Raw genomic sequence first — 22191 nt, 5'->3', positions numbered from 1 at the left:
GGTGCCGGCCCGTTCCGGCCCCGAAGGCGGTCGCCTGTGATACCCTGGCAGGCATGATCGGCCGCCCGGAGACGCGCCTCGAAATCGACGACGGGCCGTGGGATGCGTTCGTCGCAGCCCATCCGTCCGGCCACTTCCTGCAGGGAAGCGCCTGGGCGCGCGTCCGCTCCGCCCAAGGGTGGACGGTCGAGCGAACCGTCGTCATCGGCCGCGACGGAGCGCCCGTCGCCGGCGCACAGGCGCTTCTGCGGCCACGCCTCGGCGGACACATCGCCTACGTCCCGCGGGGACCCGTCGCCTCTGCCGCCGACCCGGCGTGGCCGGTGCTCCTGGCCGCGCTCCGTGAACGCTATCGCCGCCGCGTCGTCGTCCTGCGCCTCGAGCCGCATTGGGCGGACTCGCCCGCTGCGCGCGGCAAGCTCGAGGCGGCCGGCCTCGTCGAAGCCGTCCCGATCCAGCCGCCGAGCACGCTCTTGCTCGATCTCACGCTCGGCCCCGCCGCGCTGCTCGCGGCGATGAAGCCGAAGTGGCGCTACAACATCGGCCTCGCCGAGCGCCACGGCGTCACGGTCGAGGCGGCCGCGGCCGGCGATTTCGAAACGTTCGAGGACCTGCTTCACGCCACCGCGCGGCGGCACGGCATCGGTGAGCGGGCCCGCGGCTACCACGCCGACGTCGCGGCGGCGTTCGGCCCCGCCGCCCGGTTGTGGGTGGCCCGTGCGTCGGGCCGCACGCTGGCGGCGGCGCTCATCGTCCACCACGGCACGACCGCGACGTATCTGTACGGCGCATCGGGCGATGACGACCGACAACGGATGCCCGGCCACGCCGTGCAGTGGGCGGCGATCACGGACGCATGCGCCGCCGGTCTGGTCCGCTACGACTTCTGGGGCGTTCCGGACGAGATCGGGCGGGCATGGGCCGCGGGCGCCGATCCGGACGCGGTGCCGCCGGCGACGGGGGGGCTGTGGGGGGTCTGGCGCTTCAAGCGCGGCTTCGGCGGCACGGTCTGGCGCGCCGTCGGCACGTGGGACGACGTATATGCGCCGGTGCGCTATCGCGCGGCGGGCTGGATCGCCGCGGCCATGGCCCGGGGCGGCGAGTGAGGGCGATCGACGACGCGATCGCATGGGACGCCCTGCTCGCGCGCCTCGACGCGGATGCCGCGGGTGTTCCGTCGCCGCACGTGCTGCAGAGTTGGGCCTGGGGGGAGCTGAAGGCGCGGTGGGGATGGTCGGCCACACGGTTCACATGGGGCGGTCCCGGCGCCGAGTGGGCGGCGGCACAGGTGCTCGAACGCCGGGTTGGTCGGTCGCCGCTGCGCGTCGGGTACGCCACCAAGGGGCCGTTCGTTACCGGTGCGGGCCGAACGGAACGCGAGGCGTGGTCGATCGTCCTCGGAGATCTCGAAGCGTTGGCGCGTCGCCGCGGGCTGGCGGTGCTCAAGATCGATCCGGACATTGGGCTCGATCGGTCGGACATCTCCGACCTCTGGCGCAGCCGTGGCTGGCGGCGGTCGGACGATCAGATCCAGTTCCCGAACACGATGCGCTCGCCGCTGCCGGCGGCGGACGGCGCGACGTACGCAACGATCGACGCTGCGCTGGCGGCGGCCTATCGACCGAAGACGCGCTACAACGTTCGTCTGGCCGAGCGACGCGGTGTTCGGGTGCGCCTCGGCGGCGAGGATGACATCGAGACGTTCTTGGCGCTGTACGCCGCCACGGCCAGGCGGCAGGGGTTTGCGATCCGCTCGGGCGACTACTATCGCGACGCATGGCGAGCGTTTCTGCGTTCCGGCCGCGCCGTCGTCGTCTTGGCCGAGCGCGACGGGCGGGCGCTGGCTGGCGCGATCCCGGTGCGCTTCGGCCGCACCGCGTGGTACCTGTACGGCGCGTCGGCCGACGAAGGGCGCGAGGACATGGCGCCGCACGCGGTGATGCACGCCTGCCAGGTATGGGCGGCCGAGCAAGGGTGCCGGGTGTTCGACTGGTGGGGCGGCCCGACGGACCCGTCGGACGAGAGCGATCCCTTGGCAGGAGTCGCGCGTTTCAAGGAGGGCTTCGGCGCCGTGCTGGCGCCCCAGCTTGGCGCGTGGGACTACAGTGCGCGGCCCGCGGTTGGCCTGGCGCTGCGGGCGGCGGGTCGGGCGCGGCGGGGCTGGCTGCGACTTCGCTGAACGGCACCCCGCGGCTTGCCCGCCAGGTTTGGTTATGGTAAACTCTTGGCGTTGTCGATCTGTCGTCGACACCGTCGATTCATGCTTCGGCCGCGCGCCGGCGCTCTCTGGGATGAGGAACGCATGACCGATTCCACGACGCTCACCTCGGACTACACCGCCGCATCCATTCAAGTCCTCGAGGGCCTCGAGGCCGTCCGCCGCCGCCCCGGCATGTACGTCGGCGGCACGGACCTCAAAGCGCTGCACCACATGGTCTTCGAGGTCGTCGACAACGCCGTCGACGAGGCGATGGCCGGCGAGTGCGACCACATCGAGGTTTCCGTGCTGGCGGATGGTGCGATCAGCGTGCGGGACAACGGCCGTGGGATCCCGGTCGAGACGCATCCGGCCACCGGCCGCAGCACGCTCGAGACCGTCATGACGAAGCTTCACGCCGGCGGCAAGTTCGGCGGCGGCGGCTACAAGGTCTCGGGCGGCCTGCACGGCGTCGGCGTATCGGCCGTCAACGCGCTGTCCGCCTACCTCGAGGCCGACGTTTACCGCGACGGCCATCTCTGGCGTCAGCGCTTCGAGCGCGGCATCCCGATCGGCGATATCGAGCGCGTCCGCCCGCTGACCGCCGCCGACGAGCGCGGCACGCGGATCACGTACGCGGCCGATCCGACGATCTTCGAGGACGCCGACGTCCGCTACGACGCGCTGCGGCATCGCCTGCGCGAGATGGCGTTCCTGACCCGCGGCCTGACGGTGCGGCTGCGCGACGAGCGGCAGTCGCCGGCCCTCGAAACGACGTTCTGCTTCGAGGGCGGGGTGCGCAGCTTCGTCCAGTACCTGAACCGCGAACGCGTCACGCTCCATCCGGCGGTCCACGTCGAGCGCGAGGTCGAAGGCACCCAGGTAGAGGTGGCGTGGCAGTACACGGACGCGTTCGTGGAGAACACGTACTCGTTCGCGAACACGATCGTCACGCCCGATGGCGGCGTGCACCTCACGGGCTTCCGCGCCGCGCTCACGCGCGTGATCAACGACTATGCCCGCAAGGCCGGCCTGATCAAGGATGCCGACGCCAGCTTCTCGGGCGACGACACGCGCGAAGGGATCACGGCGATCATCAGCGTCAAGGTGCCGGATCCGCAGTTCGAGAGCCAGACGAAGGTCAAGCTCCTGAACGCCGACGTCCGGCAGCACGTCGAGAACGCGGTCGGCGACGCGTTCGCGGGCTGGTTGTCCGAGAACCCGCGCGAGGGCCGGGTCATCGTCGAGAAGTGCCTGACCGCGGCCCGCGCCCGGTCGGCCGCTCGGCAGGCGCGTGACCTCGTGATCCGCAAGAGCGCGCTCGAGAGTTCGGCGCTGCCCGGCAAGCTGGCCGACTGCGTGACGCGCAAGCCGGAAAACGCCGAGGTCTACATCGTCGAGGGCGACAGCGCCGGCGGCACGGCCAAGCAGGGGCGGGACCGGCAGTTCCAGGCGATCCTGCCGCTGCGGGGCAAGATCCTGAACGTCGAGAAGGCGCGCCTGGACAAGATCCTTCACAACAACGAGATCCGGGCGCTCGTCCAAGCGCTCGGCATCGGCATCGGCGACGACGTGGACCTATCGCACCTGCGCTACGGGCGCGTGATCATCATGACCGACGCCGACGTCGACGGCAGCCACATTCGCACGCTGCTGCTCACGTTCTTCTACCGCTACATGCCTCAGCTCATCGAAGCGGGCCACCTGCACGTCGCTCAGCCGCCGCTCTATTTGGTGAAGGCCGGCAAGACGAAGACGTACGCCTACAGCGAAGGTCAGAAGGAAGCGCTCATCGCCGCCGCAGCCGAGCGGACGAACGTGTCGATTCAGCGCTACAAGGGCCTGGGCGAGATGAACGCCAGCCAGCTCTGGGAAACGACGATGGATCCGGTGAACCGCCAGCTGCTGCGCGTTTCGATCGACGATGCGGCGGCCGCGGACCTGACGTTCGAGATGCTGATGGGCAGCGAGGTCTCGCCGCGGCGGCGGTTCATCCTGACGCACGCATCGGCCGTGCGGAACCTGGATATCTAGTACGCTGTTACTGGGCAGTCCCGCGCCCTACGCGCCCTCGCCGACGTGCAACCCCCCGTCCAACAGCCGCTTCAACTCGGCCATCGTCCGATGGACCAAGCTCTTGATCGCGCTCTCCGTCCGGTCCAGCCGATCGGCGATCTCGGCGTTGGACAGGCCCTCGTAGAACTTCAGCTGCACGAGCCGCCGCCGTTCGTCCGACAGCCGCTTGACGGCGTCCCGAACGCGCTGGACGGCCATTAGGTGCTGCGCGAACGCGTCGCCGGCCCAGTCCGTCGGGTCCGGCACGTCCACCTTGGCCAAGCTCAGCGCATCCGGCGGCTCGTCGCGCAGCCAGTTCGCGCAGACGTTGTGCGCGATGCGGTACAGCCACGCCGTCAGCGGCACGCCGCGGTCGACGTACGAGCCGAAGCCGGCGAACGCCTGCAGGAACGTGCGCGCCGTCAGGTCTTCGGCCGCCATCGGGTTGCCGACGCGCCGGTAGACGTAGGCGTAGATCCGCTGGGCGTTGCGGTGGTAGACCTCGCCGAACGCGGACGCGTCGAGCCGCGCAGCCGCGATGAGGTCCGTCTCGCTCCGGCCGCCGTGCACTCTGTCCTGACGTTCACTCGACACAGCAGGTCAGTCTAGGGCGGCCGGCAGCGGCCGTCAATATGGTGGACGATCGGGGACTCGCTGCGGTGCGCATCCATGGAAGCGCATGTGGCACCGGCTGGCGAAAGCTGGTAAACTCTATCGTGTTGTTAACGGGGCCGGCGCAGGATGCCGGCCGGATCGCGACGCCGTCTGCACACGGCGTCGCCTTGGCGCGCAACACCGCTTGGGGTTGCGGCCGCTGGAGGACAGTGATGACGAAACCACTCGCCGACTTCTTCCTGGCGCATGCGCCCAGCCAGCGCTACTGGCGCAGCTTCGGACCCGGCGAGGGGCGGGCCAGCGTGCCGTACCGGTGGCAGCCGTCGGCGAATCTGTACGAGGTCGAGGGCGGCGTTGTGGTCCGCATGGACGTTGCCGGTCTGCGCGAGGGCGACTATCGCGTGCGACTGGCGGACGATCGTATCGTCGTGGACGGCCAGCGGCGGGAGCGGCCGCCGCGCAGCATCTTGGCGTGCCACCAAGTGGAGATCGCATCCGGCCACTTCCGGAGCGAGATCGCGCTGCCCTGGGCCGTCGAAGCCGACGATCTCGAGATCGACTATTCCGACGGCATGATCGAGATCTTCGTGCCGCGCCGGCGCGACGACTCGCGCTGAAGGGCGGGTTGCGCTTGGCGTCGCTCGTACCCAAGACCAAAGTTTCGGTGGGCAAGGTGGCAGTGGGCAAGGCGTCCTCGGACGACGAGGACGATGCCGCACCAAAGGTGCCGGATGTCCTGCCGATCCTGCCCCTTCGCAACGTCGTCGTGTTCCCGATGGCCTTCCAGCCGGTGGCCGTCGGTCAGGCCAGGTCCGTCCGCTTGGCCGAGGACGTGTCGGTCGGCGAGCGGATCGTTGGCCTCGTCCTCATGACCGACCCGGACGTGCCCGAACCGGGTCCGGACGGACTGCACGTCGTCGGCACGGCGGCGCACGTGCACCGCATGGTCAAGGGGTCGGAGGGCAACGTCGGCCTGTTCGTGCAGGGCCTTGAGCGCTTCCGGATCGACGAGTGGGTGGCCACCGAACCGTATCTGAAGGCGAAGGTCACGCTGATCCCGGATCCTCCGGACGAGAGCGTTGCCGCCGAGGCGTTGCGCCGCAGCGCGGTCGAGATGTTCCAGCGCCTGATCGAGCTCGTGCCGCAGCTGCCCGAGGAGCTGGGCGAGGCGTTGGAACGGATCGACGACGCGCGCGCCCTGTCGTACTTCATCGCCTCCAACACGCGGATGGACGCGCCGGACGCGCAGAAGATCCTGGCGATGGAAACCGTCCAGGAACGCCTTCGCGCCCTCATGGCGATCCTGGGCCGCGAGCTCGAAGTGCTCGAGCTCGGCCGGAAGATCCAGTCCGAAGCGCGCGGCGAGATGGAGAAGATGCAGCGCGAGTTCTTCCTGCGCCAGCAACTGCGGGCGATCAAGAAGGAGCTTGGCGAGGAGGAGGGCGAGGCGGAGCTCGAGGGGCTGAAGGCCAAGATCGTCGAGAGCGGCATGCCTGCCGAAGCCGAGAAGGAGGCGCTGCGCGAGCTCGCGCGCCTGGAGAGCCTGCCGGAGGCCGCCGCCGAGTACGGCGTCATCCGGACGTATCTCGACTGGATGGTCAGCCTCCCATGGCAGGCCACGACGCCGGACAACCTCGACATCGGCCATGCCCGCACCGTGCTCGACGAGGACCATTACGACCTCGAGGACGTGAAGCAGCGGATCCTCGAGGTCCTGGCCGTCCAGAAGCTGCGCACGGAGCGCGCGGCCCAGACCGCCCGCGACGCGGCCGGCGATGCCGACGTGCCGATCGGCGAAGCCGTGGCGCCGATCGTGGCGGACGACGTCGCCGGTGCGATCCTGTGCCTCGTCGGCCCGCCCGGCGTCGGCAAGACGAGCCTGGGCCGCTCGATCGCGCGCGCGCTCGGCCGCCAGTTCGTGCGGATGAGCCTCGGCGGCATGCGGGACGAGGCCGAGATCCGTGGGCACCGGCGGACGTATGTCGGCGCGATGCCGGGCCGGATCGTCCAAGGGATCAAGCGTGCCGGATCGCGGAATCCGGTCTTCATTCTGGACGAGATCGACAAGGTCGGAGCGAGCTTCCGCGGCGATCCGGAGAGCGCGCTGCTGGAGGTGCTCGACCCGGCCCAGAACGGTGAGTTCCGCGACCTCTATCTCGACGTCCCGTTCGACCTCTCCGACGTCTTGTTCATCGCCACGGCCAATGAGCTTTCACAGATCTCCGGCCCGCTGCGGGATCGGCTCGAGATCATCGACCTTGCGGGCTACACCGAGACCGACAAAGTCCATATCGCCCGCGATTACCTTGTGCCGCGCCAGCTGACGGAGGCGGGCCTCCGGCCGGACGAGCTGGCATTCACGGACGCCGCGCTGCGCCAGCTGATCCGCCACTACACGCGCGAAGCCGGGGTGCGCAACCTTGAGCGGGAGATCGGCAAGGTGGCGCGCAAGGTGGCGGTGCGGGTGGCGGCGGGGGCGAGCGGGGGCGACGGGACGGGAACCACCGGGACGAAGGCGGCGGGGGGCGACGGAGCGGCCGTGGCCGTGAAGGCGATGTCGACGGTCGTCGACGAAGGGGATCTTGTCGGCTACCTGCGGCCGCCGCGGTACTTCAACGAAGTGGCCGAGCGGACGAGCGTCGCGGGGGTGGCCACGGGCTTGGCCTACACCCCGTTCGGCGGCGACGTCCTGTTCATCGAGGCCAGCGCCGCGCCAGGGGCCAAGGGATTCACGCTCACCGGCCAGCTGGGCGACGTGATGAAGGAGAGCGCTCAGGCCGCGCTCAGCTACGTTCGCGCCCACGGCGCATCACTCGGCCTCTCGGACGACTTCTTCGCCAGCCACGACATCCACGTTCACGTGCCGGCCGGCGCAACGCCCAAGGACGGCCCGAGCGCCGGCGTGACGATGGCCACGGCGCTGGCGTCTCTCCTCACCGGCCGCCCGGTCCGGAGCGATGTCGCGATGACCGGCGAGATCACGCTGCGCGGCAAGGTCCTGCCGGTCGGCGGGATCAAGGAAAAGGTGCTGGCCGCCCACCGCGCCGGGATCAAGACCGTCATCCTCCCACAGCGCAACCGCACGGACGTCGACGACGTGCCCGCAGACGCGGCCGCCGAGCTGACGTTCATCTATGCGGACACGATCGACGAGGTCTGGGCGCAGGCGCTCGAGGTCCTGCCGGCCTGACCGGTCGTGGTCGGGACGGCGCGGCGGTGGCTATCGCCTCGCCACGGGCAGGTAGAGGACGTGCGACGCCGGGCGGGCCGTGGGCGTCGCGGGCTGCGGGCCACGGAACGGCGTGGGCGGCGGCCGCGGCAGCGCCGGAACCGGGGTCGCCGTGCCGCGGTCGTCGGGGGGCAGCCGACCGCACGCCGCTTCGAGGCCGGGCGGGAAGACGCAGATCGCCGCCGACGGCGCAAGTGCGGCGCGTGTGAGTTGGGCGCGGCCGCGGATGCCTGTGAGGCTGGCGCCAAGCCGGACCTCGCCGGGGCGGACGGCTCGGAACACGACCTCGCCCGTGGCCGCCAGCGCGTGCGACGCTGCACGGCCCTGCCACGGAAAGGCATCACTCGGCTGCCAAAGTGGCGCGACAGCGATGCGCGTGCGCTCGATGACGAAGTTCGAAGGCAAGCCGAAGTCAAGGACCCAATCGCCGATCGGCGCCTGCAGTGCCACCACGATGTCCATGATCACGCCGCTCAGTCCGTCGAGCGCACTCGGCCTGACGTAGAGCGCGACGGTGTCCGGCACCGCGCCGCCTTGGCCGATGCCGCGCAGCCACGCATCCGGCGACACGTCGATCAGGAGCCCGAGGCCGAGCCGGTCGGGCAAGCCGAGGAGCGTCCGCCGCAGCACGGCCAGCCCGGGTCCGACATCACCGCCCGGGCGCGCGCCATCGATGACGACGAGCATCGGACGTTGCGTCGGGCCAGTCGTGGCGAGCGCCGCGGCGGCCGCCTCGATTCGGTCCGCCCATGCGGCCCCCGTGCCCGCCGGCTGCGCGGCATGGGCGGCGATGGCCGCCACGACGGCGTCCCGCTCGTCGGGCAGCGCTGCGAAGTGCGGCGCACCGGCCGGATTCGTGCCGTACAGCAGCGCCACGCGCGACCGTCCGGCATCGCCCAACGCATCCACGAGGACGAAAAGCGCCGCCTGGACATCCGCGCGCCACTCGGCGTCGATCCCGCCGACGACGATGACCGCCGACCGCGCCCGCAGTTCCTCGGGGCACGTCATGCCGACCGCGATCGTGGCCGTGATGGTGCCCCCGACCACGACGCGTTCGGGTGCGACCGTGATGCGGCCGTCCGTCGTGCACGCCGGGAGCGACGCAACCACCGTTCGGCCCCGCGGCGGCACGGGCATCTGCGGGCCGGTGAGCGGCGTCGGCGTCGGCACCTGCGCGTGGATGGCCCGGCCGCCGACGATCGGGCCGCCGAGGAGGACGAGCGCGGCGATCGTGAAGAGCAGGCATGCGGCGGATCGTGAGCGGACCGTCTCGCGCGTGAACAAGGGCATGCGTGGAATCTACTCCTTCGACCTCAGGACTGGGAATCGACCTCCGGACTGGGAACACGGTCCTCACCCGAGCGGTGTCCCCGCCCGATTGGACACGTCGGCGCGCGCTTCGGTGCCATCCAGGGTCTGGAACCCCTACCCGTCCGAGCGCATCGCCGGGAACAACACGACCTCGCGGATGTTCAATGTCCCGGTCAGGACCATGACGAGCCGGTCGACGCCGATGCCGAGGCCGCCGGTCGGGGGCATGCCGTGGGCGAGTGCCTCGATGAAGTCGTCGTCGATCGGCGGCTGCTCGTCGTCGCCGGCCGCCTTCTGGCGGGCCATCTCCTCGAAGCGCTCGCGCTGCTCGATCGGATCGTTCAGCTCCGAAAAACTGTTGCCGAGCTCGAAGCCCGCGACGATCGGCTCGAACCGCTCGGCCCAGCGCGGGTCGTCCGGCTTGCGCTTGGCCAGCGGGCTCAGCGCCACCGGGTGGTCCATGAGGAACGTCGGCTGGACGCACTGCGGCTCGACGTAGTCGCCCACGAGCTCGTCGACGGTCTTGGCCCACGTCGGCTGGGGCGCGACGTGCAGCCCCCGCTCCTCGATCGCAGCCCGCAGCGCAGGCAGCGTGTCGGCGGCGGCGATGTCGATGCCCGTCGTGTCGTGCACGGCGTCCCGGACCGTCCAGCGGCGCCAAGGCGGGGCGAGCTCGATCTCGGGTCCGCCGTCCGGCAGCGTGACGCGCGTCGTCCCGTTCGCCGCGAGCGCGATCTCGGCGACCATGTCTTCGACCAGCGCCATGACGTCGTTGTAGTCGGCGTACGCCCAGTAGCACTCCATCATCGTGAACTCGGGCATGTGCGTACGGTCGATCCCCTCGTTGCGGAAGTCCTTGCAGATCTCGTAGACGCGCTCGAGTCCGCCGACGAGACAGCGCTTGAGGTAGAGCTCATCCGCAATTCGGAGGTACATCGTTTGACCGAGGGCGTGGTAGTGCGTCTCGAACGGCCGGGCAGCGCCGCCGCCGTAAATCGGCTGAAGCGTAGGCGTTTCGACCTCGAGGAAGCCGCGGCCGTCGAGGAACGTGCGCATCGCGCGTACGATCAGCGAGCGCTGGATGAAGCGCTGGCGCACGGACTCGTTGGACAACATGTCCAGGTAGCGCTGGCGCAGCCGGGTCTCGACGTCCGTCAGGCCGCGCCACTTCTCGGGCAGCGGGCGCAAGCTCTTGGCCAGCATCGTCACGCGGTCGACCGCCAGGCTCACCTCGCCGGCGCGCGTGCGGAACATCGTCCCGTCCGCCTGCACGAAGTCACCCGGGTCGAGCCGGTCGATCGCCGCGCCGAAGTCCACCTCGCCCATGTGGTCGCGACGCAGGTGCAGCTGAACGGTGCCGCTCTGGTCTTGGAGGTGGACGAACATCGAGCCGCCCATCCGCCGCAGCGCCCCGACGAGACGCCCGCACAACATCACGCCCGCCGGCCCCTCGTCACCGCCCGCCGCCTCGATCAAGCCGAACGCGGCGATGGCGTCCGCGCTCATGTGCGTTCGCTTGACGCGCGGTGGGTAAGGGTCGATGCCGGCCGCCCGAATCGCGTTCAGGCGTTCGAGCCGGGCCGCCACCAGCTGCGCCATGCCGCCGAGCGCGTCGACGTCGGGTTCGGCGCTTGCGGGCGGCGGATCGTCGTTCTGCGCCATCGTGCGCTCCTGTGGGCGAGGAAGGGTCGGGATGAGGATGTGGAACGGGAAACCGCACGTGTCGAAAAAAGGGGGCGACCGTTACCGGCCGCCCCCGCAATGCTCGTTCGCACGTTGCCTGCGGAGGCTTACGACACTTGGAGGACCGCGAACGTCAACGATCCGCCGTCCGGCGTCGTGATCTTCGCGCGGTCGCCGACCTTCTTGCCGAGGAGCGCCTTGCCGAGCGGCGAGATGTTGCTGATCAGCCCTTTCGTCGGGTCCGCCTCCGCCGAGCCGACGAGCCGGAACTTCTCGCGCGCCCCATCGCCGTCCACTTCCTCGACGACGAGCGTGCTGCCGATGCTGATGACGTCCTTGCCGCCCTTGCCTTCGATGATCGAGGCGTGCTTGAGCAGGTCCTCGAGCTCGTTGATGCGGCCCTCGACGAAGGCCTGCTTCTCCTTGGCCTCGTCGTAGCCGGCGTTCTCGCTGATGTCGCCGGCCTCCTTGGCCTCGCGGATCATCTCTGCGACCTCGCTGCGCCGCACCTCTTTGAGATGGCGCAGCTCCTCGACAAGGCGGGCGTGGCCCTCAGGCGTGATGTATTGCGGTTCGTGGATCATGCTGAGCAGACTCCTCTGCGGCGCCTGGCGGGCTGGGGGGACCGCTCGCTCAGGCCCGGACTAAAAAATCGGGACCGCGATCTAGATCGCGGTCCAGTGGTATCAGCACCCCGGCTGACGGGCGATCATACACCCATGGCCACGCTCCGCCAAACGTGTCGCCGCCGTGCGGCCGAAACGAGCCCTTCGAATCGACGAACCCGGCGTTCAGTAGCGCGCCCGCTCGCGGGCAAGCGTCTCCGCATCGAACACGTCGCGGCCGGCGCGCAGCCCTTCGAGGAACTCGGCGTACGGCCGCGCGAACTGGTCATCCGTCATGCCGGTGCTCCGCCACGTGCCGACCGCCGCGTCCAGGTCGTCGATCGCACCCGCCGTGTCGCCGGCCAGTGCGCGGGCGAGGCCGCGGTGCGCGCGGGCGTTGGCCGCCTTCTCGGGGGGGACGAGCGCGACGGCCTGGTCGCAGTACGGCAGCGCGGCGCGGGCGTCCGCGAAAAGAGCGCCGTACAGGCACCGATCGTCGTTGGCGGCGAACGCGCGCGGGAAGTGGAGCACCGCCTCGTCCAGCACCCGGTTGTGGCCGTCGACGTCGCCCGTGTGCCGCAGCGCTGCCGCCTTCAGCAAGTAGAACGCCGAGTTGACGTCCGGATGGTCGTCCACCAGTGACGACGCGACCGCCAGCGCCGGCCGGTAGGCGCCCATCGACATGAGCGTCGCGCCCAGCATGTACCGCCCCATCGGCTGACGGGCAGCCAGTGCGGCCGCGACGACGGCGCTGCATGCGCACAACCCGAGGCAGCCGAGCACGCCGCGCTTGAAGCGCTGCCAGCAGCCTGGGCGGGCGGGATCGAAGAACTCCACGATGGCGGTCACGGCGGGAGTCTAATGGAACGGCGCCCGCACCGCCAATGTGCGCCCCACGTTCGGGCATGCATCGCCGGTGCGGGCGCCGTGCGGCGGCGGCTACGGTTCGTTCAACACGCGGGGCAGCCAGAGCGTCGAAACGGCGTCTCCCTGCGGCGTCGACGTCGGCTCGACGGTCGGCGGGGCGGTTGGCGGGGCGGTTGGCTCACCCGGTGCGGTGGCGGTCGCCGCCACGGTCGGTCGGGTCGTTGGGAACGGTGTGCGCGTCGGTGCCGTCGGGTCGACGAAGAGAGGGACGATGCTGCCCATCGACACCGTGAACGCTTCACCCGCTGCGGGCGCCGGTGCCGGACGGCCGTTCGGCAGCATCGCGCGCGTGATCGCCACGGCGCCGAACGTGGCGCCGCGCCCCTGTTGGCTCCGGAGCACGACCGTGCCGATGAAACCAACCGGCAGCCGGAACGGCTGGGCCGGCGGCGTCGCCATGCCGGCGCCCGGCAGCCGCATCGGCTTGGAGAGGTCGAGGAAGCCGGTCGTCGAGCTGGCGCGGACGCCGACGTTGGCGATCAGCAGCTTTCCCTCGGCGTCATAGATGTCGGCCGATGCCGCGTTTTCCACGCGGGTCTCGCCGATCAGCGTGACGGCGATCGTTGTCGTCCGGCGGTCGGGACCGTATTGGTTCATCACGCCGGAGAGCACCGTGACGCTGCGTGCCTCGCCTCGCGGCCGCTCGCCGCCGGCGCCGGTGGCCTGGAGTTGGCGGCCGGAGACCCGGGACAGGATGAGCGGCAGTCCGAGTCCCGGCACGGCCTCCGTTCCCTCATCCCCGTGCAAGATCACGACGCCGGCGATCGGCGGGGCGGTCGGCAGCGACGCGCTCTTGCTGTCGACGCGAAGCGCAAGGAACCGCGGTCCTTGGCGCTCGGGCGGCGCGTCGGCCCCGCCGAACGGCGGGATCTCGCCGGCGAGCGCGGCGATGTCGTACGCCTTCGATCCGCCCGGGCAGATGCCCTCCGCGTCGCCGTGGAAGCGAAGGATGTTGCCGTTCGAGTCCCACATGTTGATGTCGATCTGCGCCGTGGCGGTCGGGTGCAGGTTCGACACCCAGAGCACGGAGCGCTCGTTCGTCAGGCCGGCCATCGCGAGCGGGAAGGCGAGCTTGCCGCCGTGTACGTCCAGCTCGCGCGGCCCGACGGCGTCGTAGCTCGCCCACCCCTCGCCCTCGTGCCAGCTGGCGCCGAGTACGGTCTCCTCCACGGCCGCCGCCCAGACGGCGCGTTGCCCTTGCTGCCCGTTCAGCGGCCCGACCGGCGCGGCGGCGAACGGCGCGATCTCGATCGTCGTCTGGCGCAACGGCCCGCACACCGGCACAGTCACATTGCCAGCCGAGCGGGCATCGACCCGGGCGCAGTTCATGTCGACGTTCGTGAGCGTCGTCTGCGCGCCCGTCGTCGGCGCGTAGGCGAGCGCCTGCGGCAGGATGGTTGGTCGGCGCCCGCCGGCCGCGCCGCCCGGCTGGCTGCGGAAGAGCTCGCCGAGGCCGGTGGTGGCTGCAGCGGACAGCCCGAGCGAGTCGGCGCCGCTCGTTGCGATGCCGCCGACCGCCAGCGGCTCGCCGGGCGCCGCTCGCCAGCTGGCGGCCTCCCACGCGGACAGGAGCGTCCCGCCGCCGCCCACGTCGTCCAGCGCGCCGCACCCGGCCGTCTGACCCGGTACGACGCTGTACACGAACACGTTCGACGACTCGCCGGCCGGGATCTCGACGCGGACGGAGGTCTTCGGCGCGATCGCCGGGAGGCACCGGACGGTGACCGGACGCGGCGGCGCCGTGCCGCAATCCGCGCGGCCGCCGGCGGCGATGACGACGACGGCGGCGTCCGTCGGGATCCAGCCGGCGTTCGTGACCTCGATCACGGCGCTCGCGCCCGGCCCGCCGGCCGGGATGCGGACGACATGGCGCGTGCCGTAGCGGTTCAGGTACGGACCGAAGTCGAGCGGCACGGGCCGTTGGGCCACGGCGGTGCGTGCACCCATGCCGAGCGCGGCAAGGCCGAGGCCGCACATGAGCCCGGCGACGAGCAACGGCGCGCGGAGCGCATGGGCATGGCGGGGCGTGGGGCGCATCGAACACCTCCTGGCACAGTGGGGTGGGAAACATGTTGGGACCGCCGCGCAGCGGGGACGGCGGGATCGAGCATCAGCGGCGCCGGGGCACTACCCTCACGAACGTCGCACCTGAGGCGGACGTTCGATCCAGCCGCGAAACAGGCGCGAAAGCCCGTCGAGCGTCAACAACGGGTCGAAGTGGTCGATCGAGGCGCAGAGCCGGACGATCTCCGGCGCGGCGCCGGACTCGCCTGTGGCCACGACCGCGGCCGGGCCCCACTCGGCCTGCACGCGGGCCACCAAACCGTCCACCATCGCCGCGTGGCCGAGCACGAGACCGGACTGCAGGCCATGCGACGTGCTGTCGCCGATGACGTGCGGTGGCGCGGCGAGCGGGATCCGGCCGAGCTGTGCCGTCCGTCGTTCGAGCGCCTCGGCCGCCACCTCGATACCGGGCGCGATGATCGCCCCGACGTAGTGCCCTTCGGCGTTCACGACATCGATCGACAGCGCCGTGGCGAAATCGACGATGATGACCGGCGCGCCGAACCGTTCCCGCGCGGCGACGGCGTTGGCGATCCGGTCGGCGCCGACCTCGCGCGGGTCGTCCGTTCGAATCGCAACACCGGTGCGCATGCCGGGCCCGATGACGAGCGGTTGACGGCCGAGCACGCGCTCGCACGCCTCGGCGGTGATCCCGCCGAGCACGGGCACGACGCACGCGATCGCGGCACCGTCGAGCGCACCCGGCGTGACGCCGACCGAGCGCAGCCAGCGCTCGATCAGCAGCGCGCACTCGTCGACGGTCCGCCGCGGATCCGTCCCGGCCTGGAAGTGATGGGTCGGTGTGTCGCCGTGCCAGATGACGATGCTCGTCAGCAGGTTGCTGACGTCGATCGTCATCACGCCGCCGGCGGATGCCTCCGATGACACGACGGCGGCGTCAGCGCGGCGCGCCGTCGCCGCCGAGGATGCGTGGCAACACGATCCCGTGCTGCCGATCGTACTTGCCCTTGCGGTCCTTGTAGCTCGTCAGGCACTCGCGGCTGCCGCGGAGGAAGAGGACTTGGCCGATGCCCTCGTTGGCGTAGATCTTGGCCGGCAACGGCGTCGTGTTCGAGATCTCGAGCGTGGCATGGCCTTCCCAGCCGGGCTCGAAGGGGGTCACGTTCAAGATGATGCCGCAGCGGGCGTACGTGCTCTTGCCGAGACAAACCGTGATGATGTCGCGCGGGATCCGGAAGTACTCGACGGTCCGCGCCAGGGCGAACGAGTTCGGCGGGATGATGCAGACGTCGGGCGTCACGATGTCGACGAACGCGTCGGGGCTGAACGCCTTGGGGTCGACGGCGGTGTAGTTCACGTTTGAGAACACCTTGAACTCGTCGGCGACGCGGAAGTCGTAGCCGTAGCTCGACAGTCCATACGATACGACGCCCTGGCTGACGAGGTGGTCGAAGAACGGTTCGATCATCCCGCCATCGCGCACGCGCTCGATGATTTCACCGTCGCTCAGGACCATGGTCCGCTCCTTCGCGCACCGCCGATCGGCGGATCCGGCACCCAAGGGGCGGGGCCGGCTGGGTGGCACACAAAGCGCCCCGAGCCAGGAAGAACCCGACCCGGGGCGCAAGGAACTGAGAGAACGTGAACTAGTCCTCCACCACTGAACATGCTCGTGGCGGCCACCAGAGTAGGGAACCCCTAGAATCCACAGTGGTGGAGTATTAGCCCTGCGCCTCGGGCTCAGCCTCAGGCTCAGTCTCAGCCGCGGCTTCAGGCTCGGCCTCAGCAGCGATGACGATCGGCGTCAGACCACGGCGGCGGCGCTTGGCATCCCGCTCGGCCGCTTCTCGTGCGGCTTCGGCCTCGACGCGCTTGACCTGCTGCAGCCGCTGTGTCTGACCGACCTCGAGGCGGCGCATGAAGCGCTCGACCTGTCCGGCGGTGTCGACGATGCGTTGCTCACCCGTGAAGAACGGGTGGCAGTTGGCGCAGATCTCGGTGTTGAGCGTGGCCACGGTGGCGCCGACAACATAGACCATGCTGCACGAACGACAGACGAACTGCGCTTCCGGGAACCACTGCGGGTGAATGTCGGCTTTCATGCTCGTTCTCCGCCGTTCAGCGGGTCGGCACCGCGTTTGGCGGACGCGACGGGGCTGGCGGGCGCCGTCGGGTTGCCGGACACGGTGGCGCCCGGCCGGTTGGGATGTGTGGCGTACACGCTGACCGCCGTCCGGCCGCGCGGGCGCTTCTCGAACTTCACGAAGCCGTGCTCGAGCGCGAACAGCGTGAAGTCGCGGCCCATGCCGACGTTCGTGCCCGGGTAGAGCCTGGTGCCGCACTGCCGCACCAGAATGTTGCCGGCCAGGACCGCGTGACCGTCATAGCGCTTCACACCACGGTACTGCGGCCCGGAGTCGCGCAGGTTCTTGCTGGACCCGCCACCCTTTTTGTGTGCCATCCTTGCGCCTCCTAGGCGGTGATCCCGTCGACCTTGAGCTGCGTGTAGCGCTGGCGATGGCCGGTGCGGATCTTGTAGCGGCTCTTGGGCTTGTACTTCTGAACGAGGATCTTTTCGCCCTTCATCTCGCCGACGACCGTCGCGCGGACGGTGGCGCCGGCCACCGTCGGGGCGCCGACCTTGGTCGACTCGCCGCCGACGAAGAGCACCTGATCGAAGGTAACGGTGTCACCGGCCGCCGCATCGATCCGCTCGATCTCGATGGTCCTGCCGGGTTCAACGCGGTACTGATGTCCGCCGTGCTGCACGATCGCGTACATGGACACACGTCCTCATCTCGACCCGCCGTCCGGGTCTGACAATTCGTCTGGAATTGGGCAAAGGTCAATCATACGCCGCACTGAAAAAGCGTCAACTTCGCAGGACGTGCGTCCGCATCTCCGCGGCGAGCCGAGCGAGCCCGGTGGTCAGGTCGACTTTGGGCGACCAGCCGAGGATGTCCCGCGCCGCCCGGACGTCGGCCCAGAGGCGGTCGATGCCGCCGGCCTGTTCCGTGGACGTCAGCACGCGCGCCTCCCGCCCCGCCGCCACCTCGATCAGCGGCACAAGATCGGCCACGGCGGTTTCGACGCCGCTGCCGATGTTCAGCACGGCGCCGGAGATCCCACCTGCCACGGCTGACTTCACGAGCGCTTCGACGACGTCGTCGACGTGGACGAAGTCGCGTGTCTGGCCGCCGGGCGGGTCACCGTAGAGGACGATGCTGGCGCCCGAGAGGACTTCATGGACGAAGTGCGGGATCACCGCCGGGTGATTGGGGCGGTGCTGGCGCCACGTCCCGTACACGTTGAACAGCCGCAGCGTGACGGTCTCGATCCGGTAGAGCTCCCCGATCGCGCGGACGTAGTGCTCCGCGGCGAACTTGCTGACCGCGTAAGGGTTCACCGGACGGGCCGCCGCAGCTTCTCCCACCGGCTGGGCCGCCTGCGGACCGTACACCGTGCCCGACGAGCCGAAGACGACCCGCCGCACGCCGGCATCCCTTGCGGCGGCCATGAGGCTGACCGTGCCGCCGGTGTTCACGTTGTTGTACTCGACCGGATAGAGGATCGACTCCGTGACGCTGACCCGCGCCGCAAGGTGGAGGACGACGTCGACGTCCGCCAACAGGCTCCACAGCTTGGGTACGTCCCGCACGTCGGCGCGCGAGAACCGCACCCGGTTGTCGAGCGAACTCAGGTCGTGCCCGCCGCTCATGTCGTCGATGCCGAGCACCGTGTGCCCGTCGGCGACGAGCCGGTTCGCGAGCGGCGTGCCGATCATGCCGGCCACGCCCGAGATGAGCATGCGCATCAGCGCGCCCGCTCGGCGGCGACGGCACGCTCGGCGATGACCGCCGCCAGGCCTTCGTCCAACGTGACGTGCGCGCGGAAGCCGAGGCGCTCGGCCGCCTTCGTCACGTCGGGCACGCGGCGGCGCGTGTCGGCGAACGACGGTCCGTACACGTCGGCGTACGGAACGCGCGAGACGGTCGACGGCGAGCCGGTGAGCGCAATGACGCGTTCGGCCAAGTGTTCGATCGTGTGCTCTTGGGGATGGCCGATGTTGAACGCCTCGTGCAGCGCCCCGTCGTGCGTGCCAGCCAGGATCGTCGCCGCGACGGCTTCGCTCACGTACGTGAAGCACCGGCTCTGGTGGCCGTCGCCGTGCACCGTCAGCGGCTCGCCGGCCAGCGCCTGCGTGACGAACCGGGCGATCACGCTGCCGTATCCGGCCGGGTCCATCCGCGGGCCGAAGATGTTGAAGTAGCGGACGGCCGACACGGCGAGGCCTTTGTCGGCATACGCCCAGCAGAGGTGCTCGTCGAGCGCCTTGGACGTCGAGTACGCCCAGCGGTGGATCGTCGTCGGTCCGAGCACGCGCGGGCCGTCCTCGTCGAACGGCACGGCATCGCTCTGCCCGTAGATCTCGGAGCTCGACGCGAACACGACGCGCACCCGGTTCTCGAACGCGCGCTTGAGCACGATCTCGGTGCCTCGCGTGTTCGTCACGATCGCCCAGAGCGGATCCTTGACGATGTGCGTGACGCCGACCGCCGCCGCCAGGTGGAACACCAGATCGACCTCGCGGCAGACGGCAGCGACGAGTGTCTCGTTGAGCACGCTGCCGCGCAGAAACGTGAAGCCGGGCCGGTCGGCATGCTGTGCCACGTTTTCGGGACGGCCCGTGACGCAGTTGTCGATGACCGTGACGTTGTGGCCGTCGGCCAGCAGCCGGTCGACGAGATGGGATCCGATGAAGCCGGCGCCGCCGGTGACGAGGACGTTCATAAGGGGGTGTGCGACCTACGCCGCGCCCACTGCCGGGCGCCGGACAAGACCGTCATTGTACAAGAGGGCGGTCGGCGATCGGGCATCGTGGGCAGCGCTTCCTGCCGGGCCGGTTCCATCCGTCCTCTTCAGCCCGCAGCGGCCACGTACGCCGCGCGCACGGCCGCGACCATCGCCGGCCGCGAAAACGTGCCGACCGCCCGCTGCCGGGCGGCCGCGCCGAGGGCAGCGCGTGTCCCGGCAGCGTCCATGAGCCCCACGATCGCCGCGGCCAGTGCCGCGGCGTCACCGGGCGGCACGACACGGCCCGTGACGTCCGCCTGGTTCACCCACGACGTGCCGGTGCCGAGTTCGGTCGAGACGATCGGCAGGCCGGCCGCCATCGCCTCGAGCATCGCGATGCCGAACGCCTCGCTTTTGGCCGTCGCCGGCAGGCAGTAGACGTCGGCGGCGGCGAGGACCGCCGGCAACTCGTCGTCCGGCACGTCGCCCAGCCAGTGGATCCGGTCGGCCACGCCGCCGGCTGCAGCGGCCGCACGCAGCGACTCGCCCTCCGGTCCGGTGCCCACGATCACCACGTGCACGTCCGGCATGCGCTCGAGCGCGGCGACGAGGACGTGGAGGCCCTTGTAGTACCGCAGCCGGCCGACAAACGCGACGACGCCCCGCGCTGCCGCCGGCCGGAGGCGGCGCCGGGCCGCTTCGACCGCCGCGGGGGAGAGCACGAACCGGTCGGCGTCGATGCCGTATGGAACGAGCGCCACCTTCTGTCGGACCGCGGCCAACGTCGGCGACCCCTCGGCCACCGCCGGGCTCGCCGCGAGGATCCGGCCGGCGCCGGCGAGCACGCGGCGCTGCCACGGCTGCCACAAGCGCAGCAGCCGGCGCTGGCGGACGATGTCGGCGTGGTAGCTCAGCACCATCGGCGGGCGCCCGAAGGCCAGCCAGGCGGCCTCGCCGAGCGGGTACGGGCTGTGGAGGTGCGTGACGTCCGGCCGCGCCGCCGCGAGCGCGCGAACGAGCGCCACCGAAAGCGGCGTGGACGCCGCCGTCGTCTGGCGCCGCGCCCGGATCACGCGTACGCCGTGCTCGACCGTGATGGTCGTCGGACCGCGCGTTGCCGTCACGAGGACGGTGACGTCGTCGCCGCCGGCCGACTGCGCCTCGGCCAGGTCGCGCACGTGGTGCTCGATGCCGCCGAAGACGGGCGGGTAGTCCTTGTAGACGTGGAGGATGCGCCGTCGGTCGGTCACGCGTTCGCCTGGTTCATCGCGGCGGCGACGCCCCGGTCGACGATGTCCTTCATCGTCGCCACCGCATCATCGATCAGCGCCGCGGCGGCCGCCGCCTCATCGGGGCTGAAGCGGGCGAGGACGTGGTCGGCCGCGTCCCACCCGGCCGGCGGGCGCCCAACGCCGAGCCGCAGCCTCGGAAAAGCGTCCGTGCCGAGGCGCTCGATGAGGCTCCGCATGCCGTTGTGCCCGCCGTGTCCCCCTTCGGCGCGCAGCCGCTGCCGGCCGAGCGGCAGGTCCATGTCGTCGTACACCGCCAGCACGCGCGCCGGCGGCACCTGGTAGAACCGGGCGATCGGCGCCACGGCCTGCCCCGAGAGGTTCATGTACGTCATCGGCAGGACGAGGCAGACGCGCGCGGCGCCCAGCCGGCCCAGTCCGAAGCGAGCCTGGTGCTTGAGCTGATCGAGCGGCACCCCGGCCTGCGCCGCCAGCGCCTCGACGGCGTCGCGGCCGATGTTGTGTCGCGTGCCGGCATACCGCCCGCCCGGGTTGCCGAGCCCGACGATCAGCCAGTCCACGGCAGCGCCTTCGGTTCCGGCGGCTGTTCGGGTGTGACGTCCGAACGAGCGCAGTCGCCGGCACAGCCAGTCCACGGGGTCAACGATGGGCCCCGCCGGCGCCATCCGGGGACCGGAACGCGCGGCGGCCGAGCGTGGCCATCAGCGCTGCAACCACGAGGAAGCCGAGCGCGAACGGTGCACCGAAACGCCGGCCGAGCGCTGCGACCGGCGACGGCTCGGCATTTGGCGTCGGCTCCGCGTCTCCGCTCGCCGGCAAGGTGTCGGCACCTGTCGTCGCTGTCGTCGCTGTCGTCGCTGTCGTCGCTGTCGTCGCTGTCGTCCGAGATCACCCCGTCCGCGCCGACCGCCGCGGTGGCGATCGCCGTCGTCTGCAGCATCGCCCGCCGCGCGGCGGCCGTCGGCCACGGCGCGTTCGGATCGCGGGCGCCGTGGCCCGTCCGAGCGTCGGCCGAGGCGCCCGTCGCACCGATCGCGGCATCTGCGCTCGCGCCGCTCGAGCGGCCGGCGTTGGCCACGACGACGTTGTCGATGATCGCCCGACACCGTTCCTGGGCGGTGGTGTCGACGACGGTCAGCTTCAGTCGATAGGCGCCGTCCGCCACTCCGTCCGTCGACCACCGGTCAAGCCGTGCGTGCCGTGCCGGCGTCCGGACGACGTCACTCGTGGCGGACCACGTCTCAGGCGCGCGGGCGCTCGCGAACTCGACCTTGTAGAACTGAAAGGCGTCGATCGCCGCACTGCCGTATACGCTCGCGCGCCCGGTCACGGCCTGGCCCGGCCGCGGCCACGTGATCGCCGTGGCGCCGCACTCGGCCGCGGCGTGGGCGCCCGGGGCGCGCGACGCCACGGCGCAGAGGCCCGCGACGGCCGCACAGGCTGCGCCGAACGCGGTGCGGCGCCGTCGGCGGTGCCGGGAAGGTCCATCCGCGCCGG

The 22191-nt window shown here is 70.8% G+C and carries 21 protein-coding genes; 5 read left to right on the top strand and 16 right to left on the bottom strand.

Annotated elements, in window-relative coordinates; all coding sequences use genetic code 11:
* Positions 1-53: 53 nt before the first annotated feature.
* From IPG72_08535 to gyrB, 3 genes are all read left to right on the top strand, one after another.
* Entirely contained in the window at positions 54-1106 is a 1053-nt protein-coding gene (locus tag IPG72_08535) for a peptidoglycan bridge formation glycyltransferase FemA/FemB family protein (GenBank protein MBK6769041.1), read from the top strand.
* The gene (locus IPG72_08530; protein ID MBK6769040.1) at positions 1103-2179 is read left to right on the top strand and encodes a peptidoglycan bridge formation glycyltransferase FemA/FemB family protein; all 1077 of its coding nucleotides are present in this window, start codon (positions 1103-1105) and stop codon (positions 2177-2179) included. Before IPG72_08535 ends, IPG72_08530 begins: the two co-directional genes overlap by 4 nt.
* 123 nt (positions 2180-2302) lie before the next feature.
* The gene (gene gyrB, locus IPG72_08525; protein ID MBK6769039.1) at positions 2303-4231 is read left to right on the top strand and encodes a DNA topoisomerase (ATP-hydrolyzing) subunit B; all 1929 of its coding nucleotides are present in this window, start codon (positions 2303-2305) and stop codon (positions 4229-4231) included.
* Between the two features lie 27 nt (positions 4232-4258).
* On the opposite strand, the gene IPG72_08520 is transcribed toward gyrB, so the two are convergent.
* Positions 4259-4846 carry an RNA polymerase sigma factor gene (locus tag IPG72_08520; GenBank protein MBK6769038.1) on the bottom strand — a complete coding sequence of 196 codons (588 nt, stop codon included), beginning with the start codon at positions 4844-4846 and terminating at the stop codon, positions 4259-4261.
* Positions 4847-5079: 233 nt separating this feature from the next.
* Here IPG72_08520 and IPG72_08515 point away from each other — a divergent pair, with 233 nt between their 5' ends.
* Together IPG72_08515 and lon are read left to right on the top strand one after the other, a co-directional pair.
* Positions 5080-5484, top strand: a complete 405-nt coding sequence (locus IPG72_08515) for an Hsp20/alpha crystallin family protein (GenBank protein ID MBK6769037.1) — start codon at positions 5080-5082, stop codon at positions 5482-5484.
* Positions 5485-5642: 158 nt separating this feature from the next.
* Positions 5643-8057 (top strand): endopeptidase La, encoded by a 2415-nt coding sequence (gene lon / locus IPG72_08510; GenBank protein ID MBK6769036.1) that lies wholly within the window; start codon positions 5643-5645, stop codon positions 8055-8057.
* A 30-nt stretch (positions 8058-8087) separates the two neighbouring features.
* Here lon and IPG72_08505 read toward each other — a convergent pair whose 3' ends face one another.
* The 15 genes from IPG72_08505 to IPG72_08435 form a co-directional block, all read right to left on the bottom strand.
* Complete coding sequence (locus IPG72_08505) at positions 8088-9389, bottom strand: hypothetical protein (protein MBK6769035.1); 1302 nt, start codon at positions 9387-9389, stop codon at positions 8088-8090.
* A 135-nt stretch (positions 9390-9524) separates the two neighbouring features.
* The gene (gene lysS / locus IPG72_08500) at positions 9525-11009 is read right to left on the bottom strand and encodes a lysine--tRNA ligase (protein ID MBK6769034.1); all 1485 of its coding nucleotides are present in this window, start codon (positions 11007-11009) and stop codon (positions 9525-9527) included.
* 191 nt (positions 11010-11200) lie between these two features.
* Positions 11201-11677: a transcription elongation factor GreA gene (greA, locus tag IPG72_08495; protein MBK6769033.1), complete on the bottom strand. Its 477-nt coding sequence runs from the start codon at positions 11675-11677 to the stop codon at positions 11201-11203.
* 207 nt (positions 11678-11884) lie between these two features.
* The gene (locus IPG72_08490; protein ID MBK6769032.1) at positions 11885-12547 is read right to left on the bottom strand and encodes a hypothetical protein; all 663 of its coding nucleotides are present in this window, start codon (positions 12545-12547) and stop codon (positions 11885-11887) included.
* A 90-nt stretch (positions 12548-12637) separates the two neighbouring features.
* Positions 12638-14662 carry a hypothetical protein gene (locus IPG72_08485; protein MBK6769031.1) on the bottom strand — a complete coding sequence of 675 codons (2025 nt, stop codon included), beginning with the start codon at positions 14660-14662 and terminating at the stop codon, positions 12638-12640.
* A 96-nt stretch (positions 14663-14758) separates the two neighbouring features.
* The gene (locus IPG72_08480) at positions 14759-15577 is read right to left on the bottom strand and encodes a type III pantothenate kinase (protein ID MBK6769030.1); all 819 of its coding nucleotides are present in this window, start codon (positions 15575-15577) and stop codon (positions 14759-14761) included.
* Positions 15578-15587: 10 nt separating this feature from the next.
* Positions 15588-16166 carry a dCTP deaminase gene (locus IPG72_08475; protein MBK6769029.1) on the bottom strand — a complete coding sequence of 193 codons (579 nt, stop codon included), beginning with the start codon at positions 16164-16166 and terminating at the stop codon, positions 15588-15590.
* Positions 16167-16371: 205 nt separating this feature from the next.
* Positions 16372-16752, bottom strand: coding sequence for a 50S ribosomal protein L31 (rpmE, locus tag IPG72_08470; protein MBK6769028.1), 381 nt, complete (start codon positions 16750-16752; stop codon positions 16372-16374).
* Entirely contained in the window at positions 16749-17111 is a 363-nt protein-coding gene (rpmA, locus tag IPG72_08465; protein ID MBK6769027.1) for a 50S ribosomal protein L27, read from the bottom strand. The genes rpmE and rpmA overlap by 4 nt, the downstream gene beginning before the upstream one ends.
* 11 nt (positions 17112-17122) lie before the next feature.
* Positions 17123-17431, bottom strand: a complete 309-nt coding sequence (rplU, locus tag IPG72_08460; GenBank protein ID MBK6769026.1) for a 50S ribosomal protein L21 — start codon at positions 17429-17431, stop codon at positions 17123-17125.
* Positions 17432-17522: 91 nt separating this feature from the next.
* Complete coding sequence (locus IPG72_08455; GenBank protein ID MBK6769025.1) at positions 17523-18464, bottom strand: NAD-dependent epimerase/dehydratase family protein; 942 nt, start codon at positions 18462-18464, stop codon at positions 17523-17525.
* Positions 18464-19441, bottom strand: coding sequence for an NAD-dependent epimerase/dehydratase family protein (locus IPG72_08450; protein ID MBK6769024.1), 978 nt, complete (start codon positions 19439-19441; stop codon positions 18464-18466). Before IPG72_08450 ends, IPG72_08455 begins: the two co-directional genes overlap by 1 nt.
* A gap of 128 nt (positions 19442-19569) precedes the next feature.
* Positions 19570-20694 (bottom strand): glycosyltransferase, encoded by a 1125-nt coding sequence (locus IPG72_08445; GenBank protein ID MBK6769023.1) that lies wholly within the window; start codon positions 20692-20694, stop codon positions 19570-19572.
* Positions 20691-21359 (bottom strand): aminoacyl-tRNA hydrolase, encoded by a 669-nt coding sequence (locus IPG72_08440; protein ID MBK6769022.1) that lies wholly within the window; start codon positions 21357-21359, stop codon positions 20691-20693. Before IPG72_08440 ends, IPG72_08445 begins: the two co-directional genes overlap by 4 nt.
* Positions 21242-22105, bottom strand: a complete 864-nt coding sequence (locus IPG72_08435) for a hypothetical protein (GenBank protein MBK6769021.1) — start codon at positions 22103-22105, stop codon at positions 21242-21244. Before IPG72_08435 ends, IPG72_08440 begins: the two co-directional genes overlap by 118 nt.
* Positions 22106-22191: the final 86 nt, after the last annotated feature.

This window comes from Candidatus Avedoeria danica, assembly GCA_016703025.1.
Taxonomy (GTDB): domain Bacteria; phylum Chloroflexota; class Anaerolineae; order Epilineales; family Epilineaceae; genus Avedoeria; species Avedoeria danica.
This window is presented reverse-complemented; position numbering and strand designations above follow the sequence as displayed.

Coding starts and splice junctions, on each gene's coding strand:
- IPG72_08535 (MBK6769041.1), top strand. CDS start 54: ATGATCGGCCGCCCGGAGACGCGCCTCGAAATCGACGACGGGCCGTGG.
- gyrB (MBK6769039.1), top strand. CDS start 2,303: ATGACCGATTCCACGACGCTCACCTCGGACTACACCGCCGCATCCATT.
- IPG72_08515 (MBK6769037.1), top strand. CDS start 5,080: ATGACGAAACCACTCGCCGACTTCTTCCTGGCGCATGCGCCCAGCCAG.
- lon (MBK6769036.1), top strand. CDS start 5,643: ATGGCCTTCCAGCCGGTGGCCGTCGGTCAGGCCAGGTCCGTCCGCTTG.
- IPG72_08505 (MBK6769035.1), bottom strand. CDS start 9,389: ATGCCCTTGTTCACGCGCGAGACGGTCCGCTCACGATCCGCCGCATGC.
- lysS (MBK6769034.1), bottom strand. CDS start 11,009: ATGGCGCAGCTGGTGGCGGCCCGGCTCGAACGCCTGAACGCGATTCGG.
- greA (MBK6769033.1), bottom strand. CDS start 11,677: ATGATCCACGAACCGCAATACATCACGCCTGAGGGCCACGCCCGCCTT.
- IPG72_08485 (MBK6769031.1), bottom strand. CDS start 14,662: ATGCGCCCCACGCCCCGCCATGCCCATGCGCTCCGCGCGCCGTTGCTC.
- IPG72_08475 (MBK6769029.1), bottom strand. CDS start 16,166: ATGGTCCTGAGCGACGGTGAAATCATCGAGCGCGTGCGCGATGGCGGG.
- rpmE (MBK6769028.1), bottom strand. CDS start 16,752: ATGAAAGCCGACATTCACCCGCAGTGGTTCCCGGAAGCGCAGTTCGTC.
- rpmA (MBK6769027.1), bottom strand. CDS start 17,111: ATGGCACACAAAAAGGGTGGCGGGTCCAGCAAGAACCTGCGCGACTCC.
- rplU (MBK6769026.1), bottom strand. CDS start 17,431: ATGTACGCGATCGTGCAGCACGGCGGACATCAGTACCGCGTTGAACCC.
- IPG72_08455 (MBK6769025.1), bottom strand. CDS start 18,464: ATGCGCATGCTCATCTCGGGCGTGGCCGGCATGATCGGCACGCCGCTC.
- IPG72_08450 (MBK6769024.1), bottom strand. CDS start 19,441: ATGAACGTCCTCGTCACCGGCGGCGCCGGCTTCATCGGATCCCATCTC.
- IPG72_08440 (MBK6769022.1), bottom strand. CDS start 21,359: ATGGCGCCGGCGGGGCCCATCGTTGACCCCGTGGACTGGCTGTGCCGG.